We start from the raw sequence: 20,874 nt of genomic DNA on the forward strand, positions 1-20,874 counted from the left end.
CTCAGTATAATTGAGTCATGAGTCAAATTTAGGATAAGTAGTCTAAATTTTAATTAAATTTCTTTAAACAGGCTTTTGTATTAGTTAGTTAGAAATGAAATCTCTGCACTATGCAGAGATTTCTTGAATCTTGTAACCCTCGCCATAAACACTGCGAATAATATAATTAGAATCCTTAATCTTTTTTCTGATGGAACTAATATACGTGTCAATCATGCGGTCATTCACTTTATGATTGTCTGGTGCAATATGGTTTAGGATTTTTTCTCTTGCGAGAACATTTTGTTCATTCTTAAGTAGAAGATGAATGATCTTAAATTCAGAAGACGTAAAATGAATACGATGGCCTTTGATCTTAACTTCTTGAGAAGGTACATTTAGAGCGATGTCACGATAGTTTATAACTTCCATGGCATTTTCATTATTGACCGACTTTAGTGTCGTATTAATAATACTCTTAACTTCAGAAGGCTCAAACGGCTTGCTGATGAAGTTTATGCCTCCTAGTTGATACCCAGTAACTCTTGTGTTGACATTATTCTTTGAAGAAATAAAGACAATTGGAACATCTTTTAATTCCTCATTCATTTTCAATTGTGAGCAAATCTCAAATCCTGATTCATTTTGTAATAAGATATCCAAGAGTATTAAGTCTGGTTTTTCTTGCCAAGCAATTGCTATGGCCTCATCCTGATTGCTGGCATCAATAATATTATAATTACTTTCCAGCAATGCACGCAGTAGGTCTCGAATTTCTTGATCATCATCTATGATTAATATTTTTTTCATGAATAGCTCCTTTATATTCATGAATATAATGTATAAATTTATCAAGAAATCTTCAGCTTAATTTTAGTAAACAAAACTAAACTCTTGTTTTTAATTCTTCATCTTTACTGAACGCAGAAATATTGTCGTAAATTAATTGGGCCATATTTAAGCGTGCCTCGTCGTTGGCGGATCCAATATGGGGGAGGATGAACACATTGTCTAACTTACGCAAGGGAGAGTCAGCTTTTAATGGCTCGTTACACACAACATCAAGACCGGCCTTTGCTTCTTTGTGCTTTTCAAAGAATGAGAAGAGCTCTTCTTCATCGATGATCTCTCCACGTGCTGTATTTATGAGAATAACGTTATTTTTAAAAAGAGCGAATATCTTTTTATCAATTAGCTTATGGGTTTCTTCATTATATGGACAATGAATTGAGATGATATCGCATTCTTGTGCCAATTCTTCTAAACTTAAATATTTAGCATCGCAGCTGGATTCAATTTCATCTTTTCGATTTGGGCCAGTGTAGTAAATTTCTTGATCAAAGGCGCCCTTACACATTTTTGCCAATTGAGTTCCTATTCTTCCTGCTCCAATGATTCCATGTTTCTTCTTAAATAGAGAATTTCCAATAAAGCCTGAAGGCTCCCATGTTTCCCATTCCTTATTAAGAACATTCTTTCTTGCAGCTTCTAAATTTCTTGCAACGGCCAGCATAAGTGCCATTGCTAATTCGGCCGTTGCTTCAGTTAAAACATTTGGCGTATTACAAATAATGATTTCTTTAGAGTGAGCATATTTAATATCAATATTATTAAAGCCAACAGCATATTGAGTGATAAGTTTTAGCTTAGGTAGCTGGGCCAATATATAGGCATCGATTGTATTGCTAAGCATTGAAATTATCACTTCAGAGTCATTAGCATTTTCTATCATTTTCTCACTTGTGAGAGGGCCATCTTCTTTGCGATCCCAAACTGTAAGTTTATGACCATCTTTCTTAAGCCTCTCATAAAGGGGACCTTGGATTATATCTGTGGCGAAAATATTAAATTTTTTCATTTGTATACCTTTGTTTGTGCACCGTTTAAACGTTGTGTTGTCAGATCTTTTGCTAAAGCGGCTTTACATCATAGAATATACTTTTAAAATATAGATTAGACTATATTTATGCAAAAATACTCAATGGAGGAGATTTTGAAATACTTATCAAAGATAATGGCAGCGGCCATTGTAACATCTCAAATTTCAGCAGCAACTATCGCTATTATTGACTCAGGTACAGATATGCAACACGAAGTGATTGCTCCAAAGGCCTGGATTAATCAATTAGAGATTCCTGGTAACCAAAGAGACGAAGATCGTAATGGATACCAAGATGATGTTTATGGTTGGAACTTTGCTGAATCTAATAATCAGGTAATTGATTACAAATATCTTGGAACGTTAAATGACGATATGGTTAAGTTCTTCGAGTTACAAGAAAAGTCGATGCGTGGGACGATTACTCCTGAAGAATTAGACTGGATGAGGTCAATCATTAAAAATGAAGACTTTATTAAGCGTATGACTGTTTACGGTAACTTTATGCACGGAACTCACGTAGCGGGAATTAGTGCTACAAAGTCTGATGATGCAAAAATCTTAGCTGTAAAACTTATTCCAACAGAAGTAAAACTTCCAGGACAAGAAATTGCTTCACTTAACCAAGATAAGGGAATTATTGATTTTCTTGTAAAAAGAGCAATCGATGCTCTTGCTAAAGCTCAGACTGGTACTTTCAATGAAATTGCTTACTATGTATCTGATCACGGAGCTAAGGTTGCTAACGGATCATTTGGTACGGGATTTCCACAAGCAAAAATGATTGTTGAAACTGTTATGAAGACTGTTTCTAAAAAAGAACCAAATCCTGAGACAGTAGAGCATTATGCTAAATACTTTGTTAATGCTTTAGTTGATAATTCACAATCAATGCTAAAAGCAGCACCAAATACTTTATTTGTTTTTGCTGCCGGTAATGATGGACTTAACAATGATGAGTACCCAACATCACCAACTAATATTCAAGGTGATAATGAATTATCAGTAGCGGCAACTATTGATTATTCATCACTTGCACCTTTTTCTAATTATGGTGAGAAGATGGTTGATGTAGCAGCTCCAGGCGTTGGTATTCTTTCAAGTGCTCCAGGTAATAAGTACATTAAAGTTTCTGGAACTTCACAGGCCGCTCCTTATGTAGCTGGTGTTGCTGGAAAGATTCTTGATATCAATCCAAGTTTAAAGCCTGTTGATGTTAAAAAGATCATTATGGAAACAGTTGATACGAAGTCATTTCTAGCTGGTAAAGTTAAGACTGGTGGTGTTGTAAATTCTGAACGTGCACAGCGTGCAGCAATACTTTCTTTAGATATTTCTCTATCAAAGGCCATTGCTTCAGCTAAAGAAGATGTTGCTGATATGGAAGTAGAAGTAAGAGAGAAGTCTCGTCGTGCTCCGATCTATATCAAAGGATCTGTTTTACCACTTCCTTCAAATTTCGTTTTAAAATAACAAATAAAAAAGGCCGCTCATGCGGCCTTTTCTTATAAGGTATCCTTTAGTTCTTTTATTGTTCCTCTTTTGGCCGTTCCAAATTCTGGCTCCTTTAATGAACGCTTAATTTCTTTCTTTTTTAGACCTTTCATAAATAGCACTAAACTAAGCTGTTTTGGACGATTCTTATCTTCTTCTTGATTGATAAACGTTTGCACAAGATCAAATCCGTACATTGCAGGTCGCCCCATGACAATATTTACATCCCAATCAATACCTTCTTTATCCTCATGTGGATTTGATTCATACGAGTATTGAATTAGCTCAGTACATACAAATCGAGAATATGAATTTCCATTAAATGAATAATCATACTTTTTACCAATGCTTGAAAATGTTCTCTCAAGTGCTAGGGCCTTATCCTTCTTTTTTAAATTTGGCCTTAAGATAACTAGGTTATCCCATGCCATCGAAGGATCTAATTCCATAAAGACAACCCCAGGCTTTAGGCCTTCAAGTGTTACATATGGATTACCGTCTTCTTCACTTTTCTTATATTCCTTCATTGAATCAGGAAACTTCGCATGTAAGTAACTAAGATAATTTTTGCAATTAAGTCCTTGGTCGATACACTTTTGTGCATATAATTCGTTGGTTTCTTCATCCGCATTAAAGTAATTTGAAAACTTCGAGTATTCACCGATGTAAATTAGGCCGTGGGTCCAATTTCCTTTAAATACTAAATTTGATAGTTTCCCATATCGTTGAATCGCTCCGATATCACCTGGTTGAAATTCTCTTTCAGATACCTTTTGAAGCTCTTCTTCTTTTATTGCATGCTTCATCGGTAGGGCAACGTAGCTTAAACTTTTTAATATAAACTCTTTAATACCGTAGAATATTGTATATCTTCCAGCATTCCATTCAGTTTCTTTCTTTAACGTTTTAAAGGCCTTGATTTCACCTTGAAATTCTTCAATCCCGTCAAATATCTTTTCAACAATTTCTTTATCTTTCGTATTCTTTGCAAGTGAGCTTATTTCATCTTTCAACTCATTAAAGTCAAATATTGTAGGATTTCTAAGGTTTCTTAGTTCATATTTATCAAAGCCTGTATGTGAATGGCGGTCATTACGTCTTTGTTTGTAATAACGAGAGTTATACTGCATTTGTTTTTTTACTGACTTAAATAGTTTTTCAAATGCTTTTGAATCATAATTTATATCTTCAAAGTCATCAGATAGAGCTGCAATAAAGTTATCTCCACTCATCATCAAATAATTCATTAAGTTAATTGCAGTATTATATTTTTGAATCTTATAATCAATGGCCTTTAGCGCCTTAAGGTAATTCTTCTTTTTTACGTACTTTCTAATTTGTTCAATCTCATGATCTCTAGAAGTCAACGTTCTTTCTAGCTCACGATATTCTTCAACAATTTTGACTCTCTCATGGTACTTCAATACGTAGCGTGGAGTGAATGTTGTTCTATATGAAATCTCTTCAGTATCTGTTGTAAAAGACTTTAATTCGCTCTCTAGCATATTCTTATAAGTGTCACTTGCTAGAGTGAAAGTATTAACTAGGATAAGTAGTATTGGCCCAACAATATATCGATTTTGCTTTGATGATTTCATAGAGTCATTTATAGCAAATAAAGAAAATTGTAGGCCTAAGTTTGTAAAGCTTACATATTAGGTTTAGATTTTAAACAATTGAATTCTGTCGATATCTTCCATGAATCCAGTTACTTAGGTCGCTTTTATAGTTCTTTGAAAATCTGCGATCACTTAGTCCTCCTGGTAGAACTGTATAGACATCGTGATTGCGATGATCTGTTACCATTTTCCATGAAGGGACAAATGACGTTGTTCTTCCATGAGCTTCATAGACAGCACCCTGAGTAATTGTCGATCGATTTCCTGGGATTTCAATATTATCAACATCAAAACCTAGAAAAGACGGTAGTTTTCCGTCAAAGAGAATATGCTTCATTTTGTAGCGATTGATATCTCCCCAGCGGGTATCAGCTTGCCTTTGCTCACATTCTTTAAGGGCCTTGGCAATATATGTATCCTTGTCTGCTGTATCCTTAAACCAAATATGGTCAATATCGTTTGTTAGAAAAATACGATCAAATAAACCATAGAAGTCTGCAATAATCGATGTCTCATCCATACAATATGTCGTTACTTGCTTTCCAAGTAAGTGATCACTAAAGAACGTTTTTAGAAGTGTTTTATAAAACGATTCAAAAATAGGCGCAACTTTATTATCTACATCATAATGACGGTTCCAGTTAATTAATTTTCTTCCAAGATCTGATTCCTCAAATACACTTTTAAAAACATTAATATAAAGGTCGGCCTGTCTTGAAAAAGTATCACCTTGCATCTGTTTAAAAAGATCTGTTGAATGTTTTTGATTTTCTACTAAAAGCTCAGTTACTCTATCTTTACGATATGAGGCCATTGGTGCATTTATCGCAGTAGGGAAGTGTTCATCTTGAATCCTATTATTGGCCGTTGCAATAATTTTTTCATTAGGGTTTTTAAAATGATAAAGCTGATGACCCTCGTAATAGCCTTGCCAAATATTTTGTTTAAAATATCCTTCAATTGGATACAGTCCTGAAAAGTTTCTCTTAGGTAGGACTCCTGATTGATGGTAGCCAATATTACCTTCAGAGTCTGATAGAAGCCAGTTACAACTTATTGCTACATCTGAAACGCACTTAAATAAATCATCAACATTTTTTGCATGAAAGATATCCAGAACTGCCTTAAGAGTTTTTGCGCCACCTCTTTTTCGACATGACCATGCCATTGATAAATAGTGGCCATCTTTGATATTTTTTATTTCACTATCTGCCTCTAGAAAGCCAGCGTGTGTTTCTTTAATATAAATTTCCACATCTTTTTTATTCTTTCTTTTAATAATATCTCTTCGAACTTTAAAATCAAAAAAGTTCGTTTCAAAGCGATACTTTCCATCGCGTACTTCTTCGATAAAATGATCCACCATATCCATGAAACCATAAGTAAAAGAAAAAGCAGTATCATCACTTCTTCCCATAACAAACCCTGGGACACCAGGCATAGTAATACCAAAGAAATTACCAACATTTTGGATATTTGCTTTCATTTCATACCAAATGGCCGGTAGGCGATTGCATTCTAAGTGAGGATCACATGCATGTATTGCGTGGCCCATTTTATTTGATACCCAATTATTAGATGCTTGAATTTTAGGGATAAATTTTAAAAACTCATAACTTTCAGGAATTAGGGGATTATATACTTTTACTTTTTGTAAAAGATTGATCTCACTATCACTAATAGTATCAAGAGCGCCCTTAGCAAGGGACTTTACTCTTTCTATTTTAATATCTTGTGTTTGCTTATCTTGGTGATTTGTATTTTGAAGAAGCTGTATAATAAGCTTTTCAAGATCTTGTTGACCTTGGGCCAGGCCGAGGAAGCTCATGGCCTTGATTGTTAGTATTGTGTCACTAATTTGCCAAGTTTGAGGCGTGTGTGAGAGAAGCTTAAACTCAAATGGTAGGCCCTCGCTCATGGCCTTGTTTACTCCATTAACATAATAGCTGAGTAGATTAGACGTTTTCTCGTCAAGATTGTCTATCTCTTGTCTCGCAAAATAGTCTATTCCTAATTCACGCATATATTTATCAATAGCAAATGTTTCCTCTGTATCTTTTAAACACTCACATAGGCGACCTTGTGCAATTAGTCTAAGCATTTCCATTTGCATGAAGCGATCTTTTCCATGATAGTAGCCTTGGGCGTGAAGAAAGCTTTTGACGTCTTTTGTCGATATCTGTCTAGTTACATTATCTAAAATGTTTGTCTTGAAGTCTAAATTAGGTTTTTCCATATATTTATAATGACACGATTAGCGTTTCCTAAAAAGCAATATTTTGAGATATAATATTACAAATTACATTCAAGGATTTTTTATATGACTAATATTGATCATTCAAAGATACCAGATCTTGAACATCGCAATTTTAGAAATGATGATTTCTGGCAAAAGATTCCTGCATGGGCAGGAGTTACAAGAGGAGAGTTTTCTGACCACTTATGGCAGCTGAAAAACTCAATTCGTAAAATTGACCAAGTCAAAAAAGTACTAGGTGATAAAATTTCAAAAGAGTTTTTTGAAGACCTACAAAAAGGCCAACAAATAACTCCAATGAATATTAGAATCACACCTTACGTTTTTGCACTTATTAATTGGGACGATCCTGAGAATTGTCCTCTAAGAAAACAATTCTTACCAATCGGCTCTCAGTTCTTAGAAGATCACCCTATGCATATGGCAGACTCTCTTAGTGAAGATGTTGACTCGCCAGTGCCGATGCTGACACATCGTTACCCTGATAAGGTACTCTTTCTTCCGCTAACGATTTGTCCAGTATATTGTTCTTACTGTACACGATCACGTGTTATTGGTGGCTCTACAGAGTCTGTTGAAAAAGAGTCTTATGGAGCAAATCAAAAGCATTGGGATAATGTATTTGCATATCTTGCTCAACATCCAAAAGTTGAAGACGTTGTTATCTCTGGTGGTGATGCTTTCATGCTCAACCCAAAACAAATCCAATACATTGGTGAGAATTTATTAAAGATACCTCATATTAGACGTATTCGTTATGCTACTAAGGGAATTGCAATTTTCCCTCAAAAGATTCTTACAGATGATAAGTGGATGGAAGCATTAGTTAAGGTTCATAAGCTTGCTATTGGCTTTGGAAAACAAATGGTAATTCATACGCACTTCTCTTCACCGCTTGAAATTACGAAGTGGTCTCAAATGGCCATGGACCGTCTCTTTAGTGAAGGAATCTTAGTTCGTAACCAAGCAGTTCTTCAAGAAGGTGTAAATAACCATGTTGATGAGATGGTACTTCTAACTCGTAAACTTGGTTATATGAATATTCAACCATACTATGTTTATATGCACGATATGGTGCCAGGATGTGAACACTTCAGAACAACTCTTGGCGAAGGTGAAGAACTGGAAAAAGCAGTTCGTGGTACAACAGCTGGATTTAATACTCCAACTTTTGTCTGTGACCTACCTGGTGGTGGTGGAAAGCGTCACGTTGCTTCTTATGAATACTACGATCAAGAAAATGGTATCTCTGTTTGGCGTGCACCATACGTTAAACCAGATAAAGTTTTCACTTATTTTGATCCAATTCATAAATTGGCCCCTGATGCACAGGATCGCTGGAAAGATGCAGCAACTCGCAAGGCCATGATTGATGAGGCCATCAAAAAAGTTTAATACCTTTCTAAGTTATTGATTATATGCTTATGTGTGTCATTAAGTTGGCACACATAAGCTATTAAAATCTCGAAAATCTTACCTAATTTCAATATCCTACAATACACTTGAGTAATGAACTCATTCTTCCGATAAAATAAGTATATGAAATAATGATGCCTCTTAATAAAAATTAATGAGAGGCCACTAGAGGAAACTTATGCTTCGCTCAAAATTCAATAATATTTTTACTATACTTCTTAGCCTCATTCTTGTTTCACAAGTCAGTGTCTATGGAAATAATTTTAAATCAATTCAAAAAAGTGAAATCCCTAAGATTAAACAATTACTAGGTTCATCAAAGAAGCTAGATAAAAAAGCAGTTATTGAATATATTAAGCAAGGACTGCCTGAATCAAGTACTGAATTTCAAAATCTTATTTATTCTAAATTAGAAAAAGAACCTGAGAACAAAAGAGCACACAAACTTTCTGAGTATATGTATTCTGAAAAGAAGTATCTTAATGCTGGGGATGCTTGTTACTCGGCGACTAATCAATGTAGTGGTAAATTGGTATGCGATTTCCCAATTAAGTTAGATGTGAAAGATCAGTCGCAGCGTCCTTATGAAAAGTGCCTTGTTCCTAAGAATAAGAATCAACACTGTTCTATTTTTTCAGATTATTGTCTAGAGGGCTCATGCAAGAGAATGATAAGGGTTACTGATATCAATACTTGCCAAACTTATAAAGAAAGCTGTCGTCGTGACTCTGAATGCTGCTCTAATAGTTGTGATAAAGAAACAAAAACGTGTAAAGCAAATTATAAATGCTCTTCATGTATTGGTATTGGAAGTCGACCAGGAAAGAATCAAGAATGTTGTGAGTCTTTATTTAAAAACTCAAACGGAGTTTGTGCTCCAATTATTCCGTCTTTTTCAGCAATTCCTGCTTTCTTAATGGAGTTATTAATTCCAAGTGTACAAGCTGCTGAAGTTGAAAGGAGTGAACAATTAAAAACATCAGTTGTCAGCGCAAAAGCAAATATGAAAAAGCTATTAACTGACAATGGTGTTAACAATTCGAAAATTAATACTTATATGAATCAATTAGAGTCACAAATTAGTAATTGTGATTCTAAGCCAGTTAAAATAAGAGATCGCGATAGTGGTTTTTCTTATGAATACCCAAGACAGGAATGTTTTAAAGAATTATCAGATAAAATTACAATTGAGGCCAATCACCAAAGTGCAGTTGCTCGCAAAAAGGCTGAGGCAACTAAGATCTTAGATGATTTTAGAAACCAAACTAAGACTAATCCAAAACACCCTCAACATAGTGAGAGTGCCTTTGAATCGTTTCAAGCACCTTATATAAGTGCTTTAAATAGCTGTATTGATAAGAATACGCAACTTGGAGACCCTAATACCTCGAGAAGAAAATCTAGGATTGATAATTGTGTAAATAATATTAAAGTTAATATTAATGATGGTGTTATTGAAGCTGATTATATCTCAATGTTAAGAGGTGGTGATTCAACAGATCCTGACTATAAATTATATTCAGGTATGGATGACAGCTCTCCCTTATTTAAAGATATATCAATTTCAGATATGAAGTCATGTCGTGTAAATCTCTTCGGTGATTTTCTATCAAAGCAGTCAGATAGTTATTTTGAAATGATGATGATGATGTTTGCTATGGATTATACAACTGGTGGTAAAGATGAAGGAGATTTCTTTCATATTAAATCCCAGTATAATACTGCTGAAGCAGCTAGAGGAAACTTAACTGGTACCAGTAACATCGAATATAATTGGAATGTTCAAGTAAACTCAATGCGAGGCTATAATCTTGATCTCTTTGATCCATCGATGGTTGGCAAAGGAAAACCTCTTTGGGATGAATTTGATCAAAGTGTGGGTGAGGCAGCTTTAAAAGAAATTCAAAACTATCTAAATAATCTTCCTGATAAAGAAGAAAAGATCTTTCTTCATTTATTCTATAATGGAAAGATTACTGCTGATGCTCAAAATAACATTATTAATTATTATATGAGAAAAGATCCTAAATATCTTGCTGGTTTTGATGGTAATAACCCTAAGGATAGAAATGGACGTTATAATATTAGAGATGTTGTTAGGTTTGAGGCCGTAAAATATAAGCATTCGCTTTATAAACTTTATTCCACGCTAAAGAAAAGATCTCTTGAAATGATGTGTCGCTGTGTTGATACAGTCGGCCCAATGAGTCCTACGGATTGGTTACAACCTGATGTTGAGGCCAATTACATTGCTAATTGTAATGGGCTCGGGATGTATGATTCATATGTCATTAATAGTGAAAAAACGGTGTGTGATGAAAATGAAGAAAATTGTAACCAAGTAGGTTCTAAAGATTATCTTGATACAGTTCACAAAAAAGAAGTCGAGTCCGTGGAAGAGGCCGGTGGTAGCGAGAGTATTGTTGAAAACTCTGTTGGGACAAAAATTGTTAAAAATGAAGGCTATAATGTTGCCAAAAGAGAAAATGATTATTTTGTACAAACTCTTGATAAAGTAACGGCATGTATTGGAAGTGGTGAGTGTGATAAGACTTCTCGCTATGATGAATTTGTCTCACAAGGAAAAGTTTCTTTTGAAGCCGTAAGAAAAGAGACCGCCAAAGGGCACGGTGAGGATTTCACTTTATTCTTAAGAGATATGGCCCTTATGAAAATTAAGGCCATCGAAGATGCAAGTCTACAAAATCTATCACATGGTACAGCTCTCTTTGAATATACTGTGCAATGGTTAAAAGAATATAATTGGAACTACATTAAATATAATGGTCAAAAATATACTTTATCGCGAAAATGTCTTTATCCTGTTTGTTGGATTATGCAACTTATGAAGTTTTTAGGTCTTCATAAGAATTCATTATTTAATCGCATCGTAAATGTCTCCATGACAGGGGTGATGGGAATCTTAAGTGATGCTGACATGGACCTTGATCCTGAACGAGGGCCGGAGAATATTTGCGGGCCACGAACAAAGAGTAGCTGGAAAATTGCTAGAGTCACTGTTGGGAAAAAGTACAAAATTAAATGTATGAAATTCTTATCGCGAAAAAATGATGTCTGTAATCAGGAGATGGCCGTAGGTGTTTGCTCGAGAAATACATACGTCAAACGAGAAGGTGGAGTCGCACTTAGGATAATTGATCCTTTCTTACCTGATATGAGCTCAAATTATAATACGAGCTATCGCTCTTCAAGTCCGATACGTTTTAATGCTCAAAAAGAGAAGACATTAAATTATTTTCCGCTTGATGATAAGGTCACAAATTACTATCGTGATCATGCAAAGGGATATTTCTTATCAACTTTAATATCTGAAGATAATGGCTTTGAGAGTGAAAATACGGATCGTAAGCGTATGGCACAGGAATTTGCTCAATATGCATATCGTTATCACTTCTATGCTCCTAAGGTAACAAAGCTTGATTATTATATCACACCAGGACTCATTCCGTACTTTGAGCTTCTTATAGCTAAGATGAATAATTACATGGGACAAACTCTTGCTAACCTCTCGTCCACAGCTGCGTACGCACTTAAAATGCATAATTATTGGTATACTGTTAAAGAAGGTCTTACTGATAATACAAAACTTGATAGAAAGCAAACTCAGCAGCCATGGGATCAGATACAGCTTAATAATGGATTTGGTGAGTTTACCAATTGGCTTTCAGGTTTTAGTACCGCCACAAATAATTTTAAAGATGCTATGACTAATAAGAAGGGGGCCAACTCTTCTATTCGTGGCCGTCTTGAAGCAGGTAAGGGCTCAAGCAATAAGGCCATTTCAGATCTAAGTAGAGGAGTTTCAAGACAGATCTCTAATAACGATCGTCGTCGTAAGGATCTAGGTTTAATGAGGGATGCCCTAAAGAAGCGAGGGAAATCTTCTGAATTTGATAATTTACAAAAATTAGCAGATGAAAGACGTTCCGAGCATGATAGTGTTTTATCTTCTCTTTCTGATTCATTTAGAGATGGAACATTTGGTAGCGGTAGCAGTCAGCGTTCTAGAGGATCACGCTTAGGAATGCAAGGTGAAGATACATCGTCAAATGGCGAACAAGAAGGATATTCTCAAGAAGCAATAAATCCGGATGCTTTAAAGAATGGTAAGTCTCGTAAGGGTGGTGTTGGCACTTCTTCTAATACTAAAGTGGGTTCAAATGCACTAAACGAGGATAGCTTAATAGACTTTAGTAACTTAGAAGATACTGAAGGCCTTTTTGAAATGGATGATGACGCTGTTGTTACGATTGGTAACTCTAAAATGACGGCAGGACAATTAAAAGATCATCTTAGAAATCTAAAAGAAAAAGATAGTCGCAGGGCACAGCTTTCTAAGCAAGATAAAGAGTGGGAAAGAGATGGTGTCTCTTTATTCCAAATCATCTCGCAACGCTATCAATTATATGTTTTTCCAAAGGTATTAGAATAAAAAAAGGCCACTTTCGTGGCCTTAATATTTTTATGATCCTGCAATCATTAAATTACTAAATAGAATTTTAGGAGTGAAAAGTGAGTGATCACTTGATGCTTCAACTTTATCACTTATGAGATCAATTTCACTTAGCATCTTAAAGAAGTTTCCACTTACAGTTACATCCTTAAAGTAAGTTTCTATTTCACCGTTATTCCAAATACGTCCACTTACTCCCAGTGAAAACTCACCAGAGATTGGTTTAATACCACTGTGAAGCCCTTGTGCCGTTAGAATTTCCACATATCGACGTGAGTTGAACTCATCTTGTGTATTTGTTCCTGCTTCAATTAGAAAATTTGATGTCGTGGCACTAAGAGGACTCTTTGCTCCACGAGTTGCACAGAAGTTATTTTCTAGTCCAAGCTCTCTTGCTGTAGCGCTATTGTGAAGAAATTGCACAAGTTTTCCATTTTCTAGTAGGGTATTGGTTTGTTTCTTCTTTCCTTCACCATCAAATGGACAAACACTGTGGCCTGCCTTAAAGAAAGGATCATCTTTAAAAGTTAGTCTTGAATCAGCTACCATTTCTCCTAGTTTCTCACGCCATGGATTTGATTTATCAATTGCTGCCTTCGCACTAAAAAGTAGCATGAAACTTGAAATGATATTATCAAAGAGATCAACTTCAAATGTAACATCATAATCACCAGTTTTGATTTGGGATGCATCGATGAAGTTATTGGCCACTTCAAGAGATCCGTTAATTACTTTATCGTAATCTAGTTCTCTAAAGTCTCTTTTTGAGTCAAATAGGTAGTGCATAGCATTCTTATCACCCTTTTTTACAAGAGCAGATGTGTATGCAGTATATGATTTTGACTGATGTGTACAAAGAACACCTTTTGAGTTTCCAATGGCAAAATTTGAAATACCTTCGGCCATTCCATTATAAGGTGCAGACTCACAATTGCTATCACGCTTTCTAACTTCTTCTTCTAAAAAAAGTGCTTTTTCAATCATCTCATTAGCATCAGGTGAGTACTCAATATTTGCCACAGGGTTAATATCATCAACTTGTGTACCTTCTTCTATTAATTGGTATTCATCAACTTTTGAAAATTTCGAATTTTGTGCTGCATTTTCAAGAATAGTCTTAATTGCATCATCACCTAGATCTTCAGTGAAGCTTAGACCTACCTTTTGATCCTTAATAACACGTACACCAAGGGCACCTGTATTGGCCTTCTTATACTCACTTAATTCACCACTGTCTGCTTTTAGTGAGAAAGATTCAGAGCCTGAGATGATAACGTCAACGTCATTTAATCCCATGTCTTTTGCCATATTAAGGGTTTTATTAATTATTTCTTTTTGTGTTTGTTGTTTTGTCTTCGTGCTCATTTACTTACCTCCACCAACTAGGATCTCGTCAACTTTAAGTGCTGGCTGACCTACGGTCGTATTAACACCACCTGAAATTGAACCACATACACCAGCGGCAAAATCGAGGTTATCAGCAACCATGGAAACCTTTGTTAGGGTATCAGGTCCTGTTCCAATTAGAGTTGCGCCTTTTACAGCATCTCCAATCTTTCCATTCTTGATTTCATATCCTTCAATTACCGAAAAGTTAAACTCTCCTGTTCCTGGACTAACTGATCCACCGCCCATTTGAGCGCAGTAAATTCCGTGATCAATTGAAGAGATCATATCTTCAAACTTATCATTTCCTGCTTCAATATAAGTATTTCTCATACGTGAAGTAGGAGCATATTTATAAGACTCACGTCTTGCACTACCAGTTCTTGGGTGACCTGTTTTTTGAGCGCCCATTCTATCGGCCATAAAGTTTGTAAGGATTCCATCTTTAATTAGTTGTGTTTTCTGAGTGGCCATACCTTCGTCGTCGATATTAATCGATCCCCAATAGTTCTGGTTTGTTCCATCATCAACAGCACTAACGACACTAGAAGCAATTTGTTCGCCTTTCTTATCCCAGAATACTGATGCTTTCTTGGCAACAGAAGTTGTTTCTAATAGGTGACCACAAGCTTCGTGAAAGATTACTCCACCAAATCCGTTATCAATTACAACTGGCATTTTTCCAGCTGGACATGGCTTGGCCTTAAGCTTTGTTAGAACTTCCTTTGCCATTTTTTCAGAAATATACTTTGGGTCTTGTCCAAGAATGAATTCCCAACCAAGCATTGCCCCTGGAGAGTATCCTGCGCTATCTTGAATCGTTCCATCACTTGCAATACAAGATGCTCTTAGGCGAATATAATTTCTCTCATCTGTAATGTGTAAACCTTCAGAATTGAAAATTTCAATTTCTTGCATTCTTTGAGTTGTTCCAATTGGAACTTGCGTGATTTTATCAGTCTGCTTACGAGTCATTTCATCAATGGCCATAAGTAGAGGTATTTTCTGATCAAGTGAGATATTATTTTTTAGACCTGTTTGCACGAAGTGTGCTTGATTAATTTTTTCAAAATTAAAATTTGTCGCAGTCGTAATTGGATCTCTTAAGTCTTTTGCACTAAGAGAAGAAACAATATCTAAAAGATCTTCTTTCTTTTTCGAATTAGTATATCCATAAAGTACTTTCGTTCCATAGAAGAGACGAATTCCGATACCAAAATTAATTCCATTTTCAATATTGTCGACTTTTGAGCTCTTAATTGAGATTGATTCAAAAGTTTGGCGATCAATAAAGATCTCTGCGAAGTCAGCACCACGCAACATTGCATAGTCAATAACTTCTTTTGCGATTTGATTATCTAACATAGTATATCCTCCAAAAGTGAGAATATTCTAACAAATGAACATGTTTAAAGGAAGGTAATTCATTCTAATGAGGCAATAGATTATCTTTATTACGCAGCTTCTTCTTGTTCTTTAAGCTTTTGCTGAATGCGTTTCACGCTTGAAGAATGACGCTCTGAGCGATCACCTGAGCGACGAGAGGTTAGAGATGAGATTCGATCAATTAATTCATCATGACGTGTTGTGATTTCATCAAATTGTTCTTTGTCGAGTCGGTATAATTCACAATATCCAAGAGCGCGAACATTAGCATTTCTCTTAGTGTCGTGTAGGAGAGCACTTTCACCAAAGATTTGACCTTCGTGAAGAGTTGCTACAACGTTTCCATCGCTTAGAATTACTTCAACACTACCATGGCCAATGATATACATCTCACTTCCTGTCTCACCGATATTGATAATAGTTTGCCCAGGTCCGTAGTATTTTTGCTCAAGGGCACCAGCAACCTCTTTAAGGCAGCTTGAAGTTAAATTCTTAAAGAATGGCAGATTTCGAATTAACTTCATATTCATGTAAACTGAAAGCTCACTTTGAAGGGCCTGAGGTAATTCATTAATAATTTTATTATCGTTTTCTGTAAGTCTCTTTGTTACAAGGTGATTGTAGTAACTGAAAACATTTTGTTGAAGTCTCTCTGGAACATTATAATGCTTCATAAAACTTGCTAGATCATGCATCTTCTCACGGTTTTGTTGCTTGTAGCGCTCACCATCTTGAACCATTTTTGTTACAGTACCAATGACAAAACCATAAACACCAACTCCTAAGATCATGATCACCATCGTAAAGAGGCGACCTTGATTTGTCGTAGGAGTAATATCTCCATAACCAATTGTTGTAAGAGTAGTTACCGTCCAATACATGGCCGTTATATAATGTGAAGTTCGGTCAATGACTTGCGCCTGATCTATTGGAGCAATCATAATCCAGCACAAGCTAATCCAGTGAACTGCAACTGAGAAGACAGTTAAAATGGCCGTAAATTTAATGGCCTTTGGCACAAAGGCAAGATGTGAGACTATTTCAAATAATCTTACAACTCGTACTAAGCGAAATAATCTAAAGTAAGTAAAAGCGTGAAAGCCTAGCGCGTAACTTAAGATGTCATAAGGAATCGAAGCAATTAAGTCGACGCTCATAAGTGTCATCCACTTTAAGCGATGGCCTTTAGATGTGAACTTCATATTTTGTTCACGTTTCTTTTGAAAACGAAAAATCAGATCACCTACAAAAAGTCCTGAAATAATAAGATCACTTACTAATTGCCACTTTTGAATCTTGGTTTGAAAAATGAACGAAAAAGGGGCCTCAATAGCAGTAAAGATTACAGCAACAAATATGATTGCGTTCCAGATAATCTCATTCTTTGTGAGGACCTTGTTATTAAACATTTAACCCGACTTATTGACTCAATATTGAGAAGTTTTATAACTTCATTAATTAACTTCGGCTAAATCCCTTAATTCTTTAGTATTTTTTATTGGGCCAGGAGAATTTTTGTAAATTTTTTGTCAAGCAATACGGTTGTTATTGACCGCATAGAGCTTTCAGGCATAATTATGTCGATATTATTATTTTTTAATGGAGTAAAATACAATGTTAAGAGTCGGACTCTTTATTCTCACTAATATCTTAGTTGTCGCAACAGTTGGAATTATCCTTAGTCTATTAGGGATTCCAATGCATATGAATCAAGGTGGATATAGCTTTGAAATGCTTATCATCTTCTGTTCTGTATGGGGATTTGCTGGATCATTTATTTCTTTGGCCATGTCAAAATTCTTGGCCAAGAGAATGTACCCAATGACTGAAATTAGTGAAAACGATCCTAATTACGGATGGGTTGCTCAATCTGTATCAAATTACGCTAAATTAAGTGGAATTAAGAAGCCAGAAGTCTATATTTACAACTCAAATGAAGTTAATGCATTTGCTACAGGCCCAAGTCGAAATAATTCCATGGTAGCAGTCTCTGCTGGACTTATTCATACCATGAGTCGTGATGAAGCAGAAGGTGTAATTGGACATGAAGTTGCCCATATTGCCAATGGTGACATGGTAACAATGGCACTTGTACAAGGTGTGGTAAACGCCTTTGTTATGATTTTATCTCGTTTAGCTGCCATGGCAATCTCAAATGCTATGCGTTCTGAAGACGATGAAGGACCTGGTCTTGGCTACTTTGCTCAAACAATGCTCGTTGTTGTTTTAGATATTGTCTTTGGACTACTGGCAATGCCAATAACAATGTGGTTTTCACGCTTTCGCGAATATAGGGCCGATGCAGGAAGTGCGCGCCTTGCTGGACGTGAGAAAATGATTGCTGCTCTTAGAAAGCTGCAACAAAGTACTAAAATGGTTGATAATAGCAACCCTAATATGAGTGCTTTTAAAATCTCTAGTGGCACAACAATGGCCGAGATTTTTAGTTCTCACCCTACATTAGAAAAGAGAATACACGCTCTTCAAAGCCGTTCTAACATTTAATAACACTATTTGTGCAAAATCTCCTCATGGCGGATAATTATATAATTAACACATGAGGAGTTATAATGAAGAAGTTAATCTTGGCAGCATGGATGCTGTCTCAACTGACTAGCTATGCCCATAGCAGTTCTACGAAAGCATCAAAAGTACTTACCATCAACGCTAAATCAAATTACGCTAAAACTCTTAAAAGCCTGCAAGAAAATGGTTTTGATGTTCTTGGTGTGGATATTAAAAATAAGCTAATTGATGTGGCCCTAACGAAAGATGAATTCATTGAATTTAAAAAATATAATTTCAAAATCAACGAATCTCGAAATGAGCTTCTTACAAGCTCTATTGATGAGCGCTATTTAAACTCTGTAGAAGTTGAAGCGCTTATGACTGAGTATGCTGAAAAATACCCCGCAATTGCAAAGAAAATCAAGATTGGAGAGACTCTAGAAGGACGCTCGATTTATGCAATGAAGATTTCAGATAATGTAGATGAAGATGAGGTTAGTGAGCCTTCTGTTTTATTTAATGGTATGCACCACTCACGTGAGATTATGACAGCAGAAGTAACGACAGACATTATTAAAGAGCTTTTAACGAAGTATAATAAAGATCAAAAAATTACTCATTGGGTAGATTCGAATGAGATTTATGTTCTTCCTATTGTGAATATTGATGGAAATATCAAAGTATGGGAAGGTGAGAATATGTGGCGCAAGAATGCGAGAGGTGGCTACGGTGTAGATATCAACCGAAACTATCCAACTAATTGGAATGCTTGTCGTGGTTCAAGTGGATGGAAATTCTCACAAACATATCGCGGAAGTGAGGCCGCAAGTGAGCCTGAAACTAATGTTCTTATGAACTTTGTCTCACAGATAAAACCAGTATTTAATATTTCTTATCACGCCTATTCAGAACTTGTTATTTACCCATATGGTTGCCGTGGCCAAAGAACTCTTAATCGTGAGGTTGTAGAGGGAATTGGAAAGGAGCTTGGACGTGTTTTAAATTATACTCCAGGGACTGCTTGGGAAACTCTGTATTCAGTAGACGGATCAGATATTGATTGGATGTATGAAGAAGAGCAAGTCATCCCTTATGTTATTGAGGTTAGTCCACGCTCTGATGGCTTTCAACCATCTTATGATAAAAGAGATCCAACAGTTGCCCATAATCGTCTGGGTTGGCAGCTTCTCCTAGATCGTCTAGATGGCCCAATGGTTAGAGGAATTAATAAGAATGCAACAACGATAAAAGTTGAAAATGAAGATTTCTCAACAGAGTATCGTATTAATCCTGACGGAAGCTACTTTATTGTTCTGCCAGAAGGTAGTAAGGCTTCAGACTTTAAGCTTAGCTTTAAGAAGTAAAATTTGTAAAGGCCTCTAATATATTCATGCCCCTTTTCACATTTGAACTTGGGGCATGATTTATGACGATCCCATCAACTGGGGCCAAAATAGGGGTTATGACCTCTTCTGGCCTCTCCATCTTATCAAAGTGGTATAGACTCATAATCTTTTCACCTTTTTTAAAGAATTCACCAGGTGACTTATGGTATTCCACAAACCCTGACTTTGGTGCAAAGAATGATTTGTAGTCTTTAAGTAAACAAAATGTTGCTTCATTTTTTGGACATTCTATTTCTTTATCTTCGATGACACCTTTTTTAACTAGGTAGTTAAATATATTGATCGCATCGGCCTTGCCTGCTTTAGAATCGATGATCTCTTCACTTCCTAATTCGAGAGTGTAGGATTCAAATGTATTTTCACTCTTATGAATTTCATGAAATTTTACCCATGGATAAAAAGTTGCCTCATCCATGGCCCCGCCAAATTCTGGAGGAATAACTAGGTTAAATGGAAAGTTTAATTCTTTCATTTGTTCTTTCAAGTAATCTGGGCCATAGACATAACGACATCCAACACCGGCCGTGTGAAGATCTAGGACAATGTCGGCATCACTGGCAAGTTCCTGGAGAGTGATAAAGAGATTCTTATTCTCATTTATTCCATACTCTTGGTGATAGCGACGATACTCATTAACTTTATTTTTTATAAGAATTTTATAATCTTGTTTTGATTTGCACTCCTTGATTTCATCATCACTTATAAGGCCTTGTCCTTGTGACTGTGAGAAGAAGTCCAAATACATGCGATTCCAATTATCACCGGTAATAGGGTTGAATCGTCCATAAGTGTAGGTTCCCATTTTAACAGAAGTCGCATAAGGATTGGCATTTGGAATTAGGGTGATCTTACTATTAATCTTCTTGTCTTCTAAGAGATTTAAAAGCTTTAATATGGCCATATTCCCTTGAAGTTCTGCACCGTGAACATTTGCTTGTATATAGACTGTCGGTGCATTTTCATTAATATTTTCTGGTGTTAATTCATAGATATTGAGTGCGTATTGCCCTTGATTGGTTTCATCAATAATTTGAGATCTTTTCGTTAACATCATCTTTCCTTTTTACTCA

The 20,874-nt window shown here is 35.8% G+C and carries 13 protein-coding genes; 5 read left to right on the plus strand and 8 right to left on the minus strand.

Features of this window, described 5'->3' with window-relative positions:
* Positions 1–108: 108 nt before the first annotated feature.
* Together ACMAZI_RS08395 and ACMAZI_RS08400 are read right to left on the minus strand one after the other, a co-directional pair.
* Positions 109–789 (minus strand): response regulator transcription factor, encoded by a 681-nt coding sequence (locus ACMAZI_RS08395; RefSeq protein WP_158536894.1) that lies wholly within the window; start codon positions 787–789, stop codon positions 109–111.
* A gap of 76 nt (positions 790–865) precedes the next feature.
* Positions 866–1,837 carry a 2-hydroxyacid dehydrogenase gene (locus ACMAZI_RS08400; RefSeq protein WP_412473384.1) on the minus strand — a complete coding sequence of 324 codons (972 nt, stop codon included), beginning with the start codon at positions 1,835–1,837 and terminating at the stop codon, positions 866–868.
* A gap of 135 nt (positions 1,838–1,972) precedes the next feature.
* Between ACMAZI_RS08400 and ACMAZI_RS08405 the strand changes: the two genes are divergently transcribed.
* A complete protein-coding gene (locus tag ACMAZI_RS08405) occupies positions 1,973–3,331 on the plus strand; it encodes a S8 family serine peptidase (RefSeq protein ID WP_412473383.1) in 1,359 nt (452 codons plus the stop codon).
* 32 nt (positions 3,332–3,363) lie between these two features.
* Here ACMAZI_RS08405 and ACMAZI_RS08410 read toward each other — a convergent pair whose 3' ends face one another.
* Together ACMAZI_RS08410 and ACMAZI_RS08415 are read right to left on the minus strand one after the other, a co-directional pair.
* On the minus strand, positions 3,364–4,950 hold the full coding sequence (locus tag ACMAZI_RS08410) for a hypothetical protein (RefSeq protein WP_412473382.1): 1,587 nt from the start codon (positions 4,948–4,950) through the stop codon (positions 3,364–3,366).
* A 70-nt stretch (positions 4,951–5,020) separates the two neighbouring features.
* The gene (locus ACMAZI_RS08415; protein ID WP_412473381.1) at positions 5,021–7,207 is read right to left on the minus strand and encodes a penicillin acylase family protein; all 2,187 of its coding nucleotides are present in this window, start codon (positions 7,205–7,207) and stop codon (positions 5,021–5,023) included.
* An 84-nt stretch (positions 7,208–7,291) separates the two neighbouring features.
* Between ACMAZI_RS08415 and ACMAZI_RS08420 the strand changes: the two genes are divergently transcribed.
* Entirely contained in the window at positions 7,292–8,623 is a 1,332-nt protein-coding gene (locus ACMAZI_RS08420; RefSeq protein ID WP_115362748.1) for a KamA family radical SAM protein, read from the plus strand.
* Between the two features lie 199 nt (positions 8,624–8,822).
* Positions 8,823–13,097 carry a hypothetical protein gene (locus ACMAZI_RS08425; RefSeq protein ID WP_412473380.1) on the plus strand — a complete coding sequence of 1,425 codons (4,275 nt, stop codon included), beginning with the start codon at positions 8,823–8,825 and terminating at the stop codon, positions 13,095–13,097.
* Positions 13,098–13,127: 30 nt separating this feature from the next.
* On the opposite strand, the gene ACMAZI_RS08430 is transcribed toward ACMAZI_RS08425, so the two are convergent.
* The 3 genes from ACMAZI_RS08430 to ACMAZI_RS08440 form a co-directional block, all read right to left on the minus strand.
* Positions 13,128–14,483 (minus strand): TldD/PmbA family protein, encoded by a 1,356-nt coding sequence (locus ACMAZI_RS08430; RefSeq protein ID WP_115362744.1) that lies wholly within the window; start codon positions 14,481–14,483, stop codon positions 13,128–13,130.
* Positions 14,484–15,869 (minus strand): TldD/PmbA family protein, encoded by a 1,386-nt coding sequence (locus tag ACMAZI_RS08435; protein WP_115362742.1) that lies wholly within the window; start codon positions 15,867–15,869, stop codon positions 14,484–14,486.
* A gap of 89 nt (positions 15,870–15,958) precedes the next feature.
* Entirely contained in the window at positions 15,959–17,299 is a 1,341-nt protein-coding gene (locus ACMAZI_RS08440; RefSeq protein WP_115362740.1) for a cyclic nucleotide-binding domain-containing protein, read from the minus strand.
* Between the two features lie 205 nt (positions 17,300–17,504).
* Here ACMAZI_RS08440 and htpX point away from each other — a divergent pair, with 205 nt between their 5' ends.
* Entirely contained in the window at positions 17,505–18,395 is an 891-nt protein-coding gene (htpX, locus tag ACMAZI_RS08445; RefSeq protein WP_412473379.1) for a protease HtpX, read from the plus strand.
* 65 nt (positions 18,396–18,460) lie between these two features.
* Entirely contained in the window at positions 18,461–19,762 is a 1,302-nt protein-coding gene (locus ACMAZI_RS08450; RefSeq protein ID WP_412473378.1) for a M14 family metallopeptidase, read from the plus strand.
* Here the strand turns inward: ACMAZI_RS08450 and ACMAZI_RS08455 are convergent.
* Positions 19,752–20,855, minus strand: coding sequence for a succinylglutamate desuccinylase/aspartoacylase family protein (locus ACMAZI_RS08455; RefSeq protein ID WP_334678535.1), 1,104 nt, complete (start codon positions 20,853–20,855; stop codon positions 19,752–19,754). The genes ACMAZI_RS08450 and ACMAZI_RS08455 overlap by 11 nt on opposite strands.
* Positions 20,856–20,874: the final 19 nt, after the last annotated feature.

It is taken from the genome of Halobacteriovorax sp. YZS-3-1, assembly GCF_047084945.1.
In the GTDB taxonomy this organism is placed as follows: domain Bacteria; phylum Bdellovibrionota; class Bacteriovoracia; order Bacteriovoracales; family Bacteriovoracaceae; genus Halobacteriovorax_A; species Halobacteriovorax_A vibrionivorans.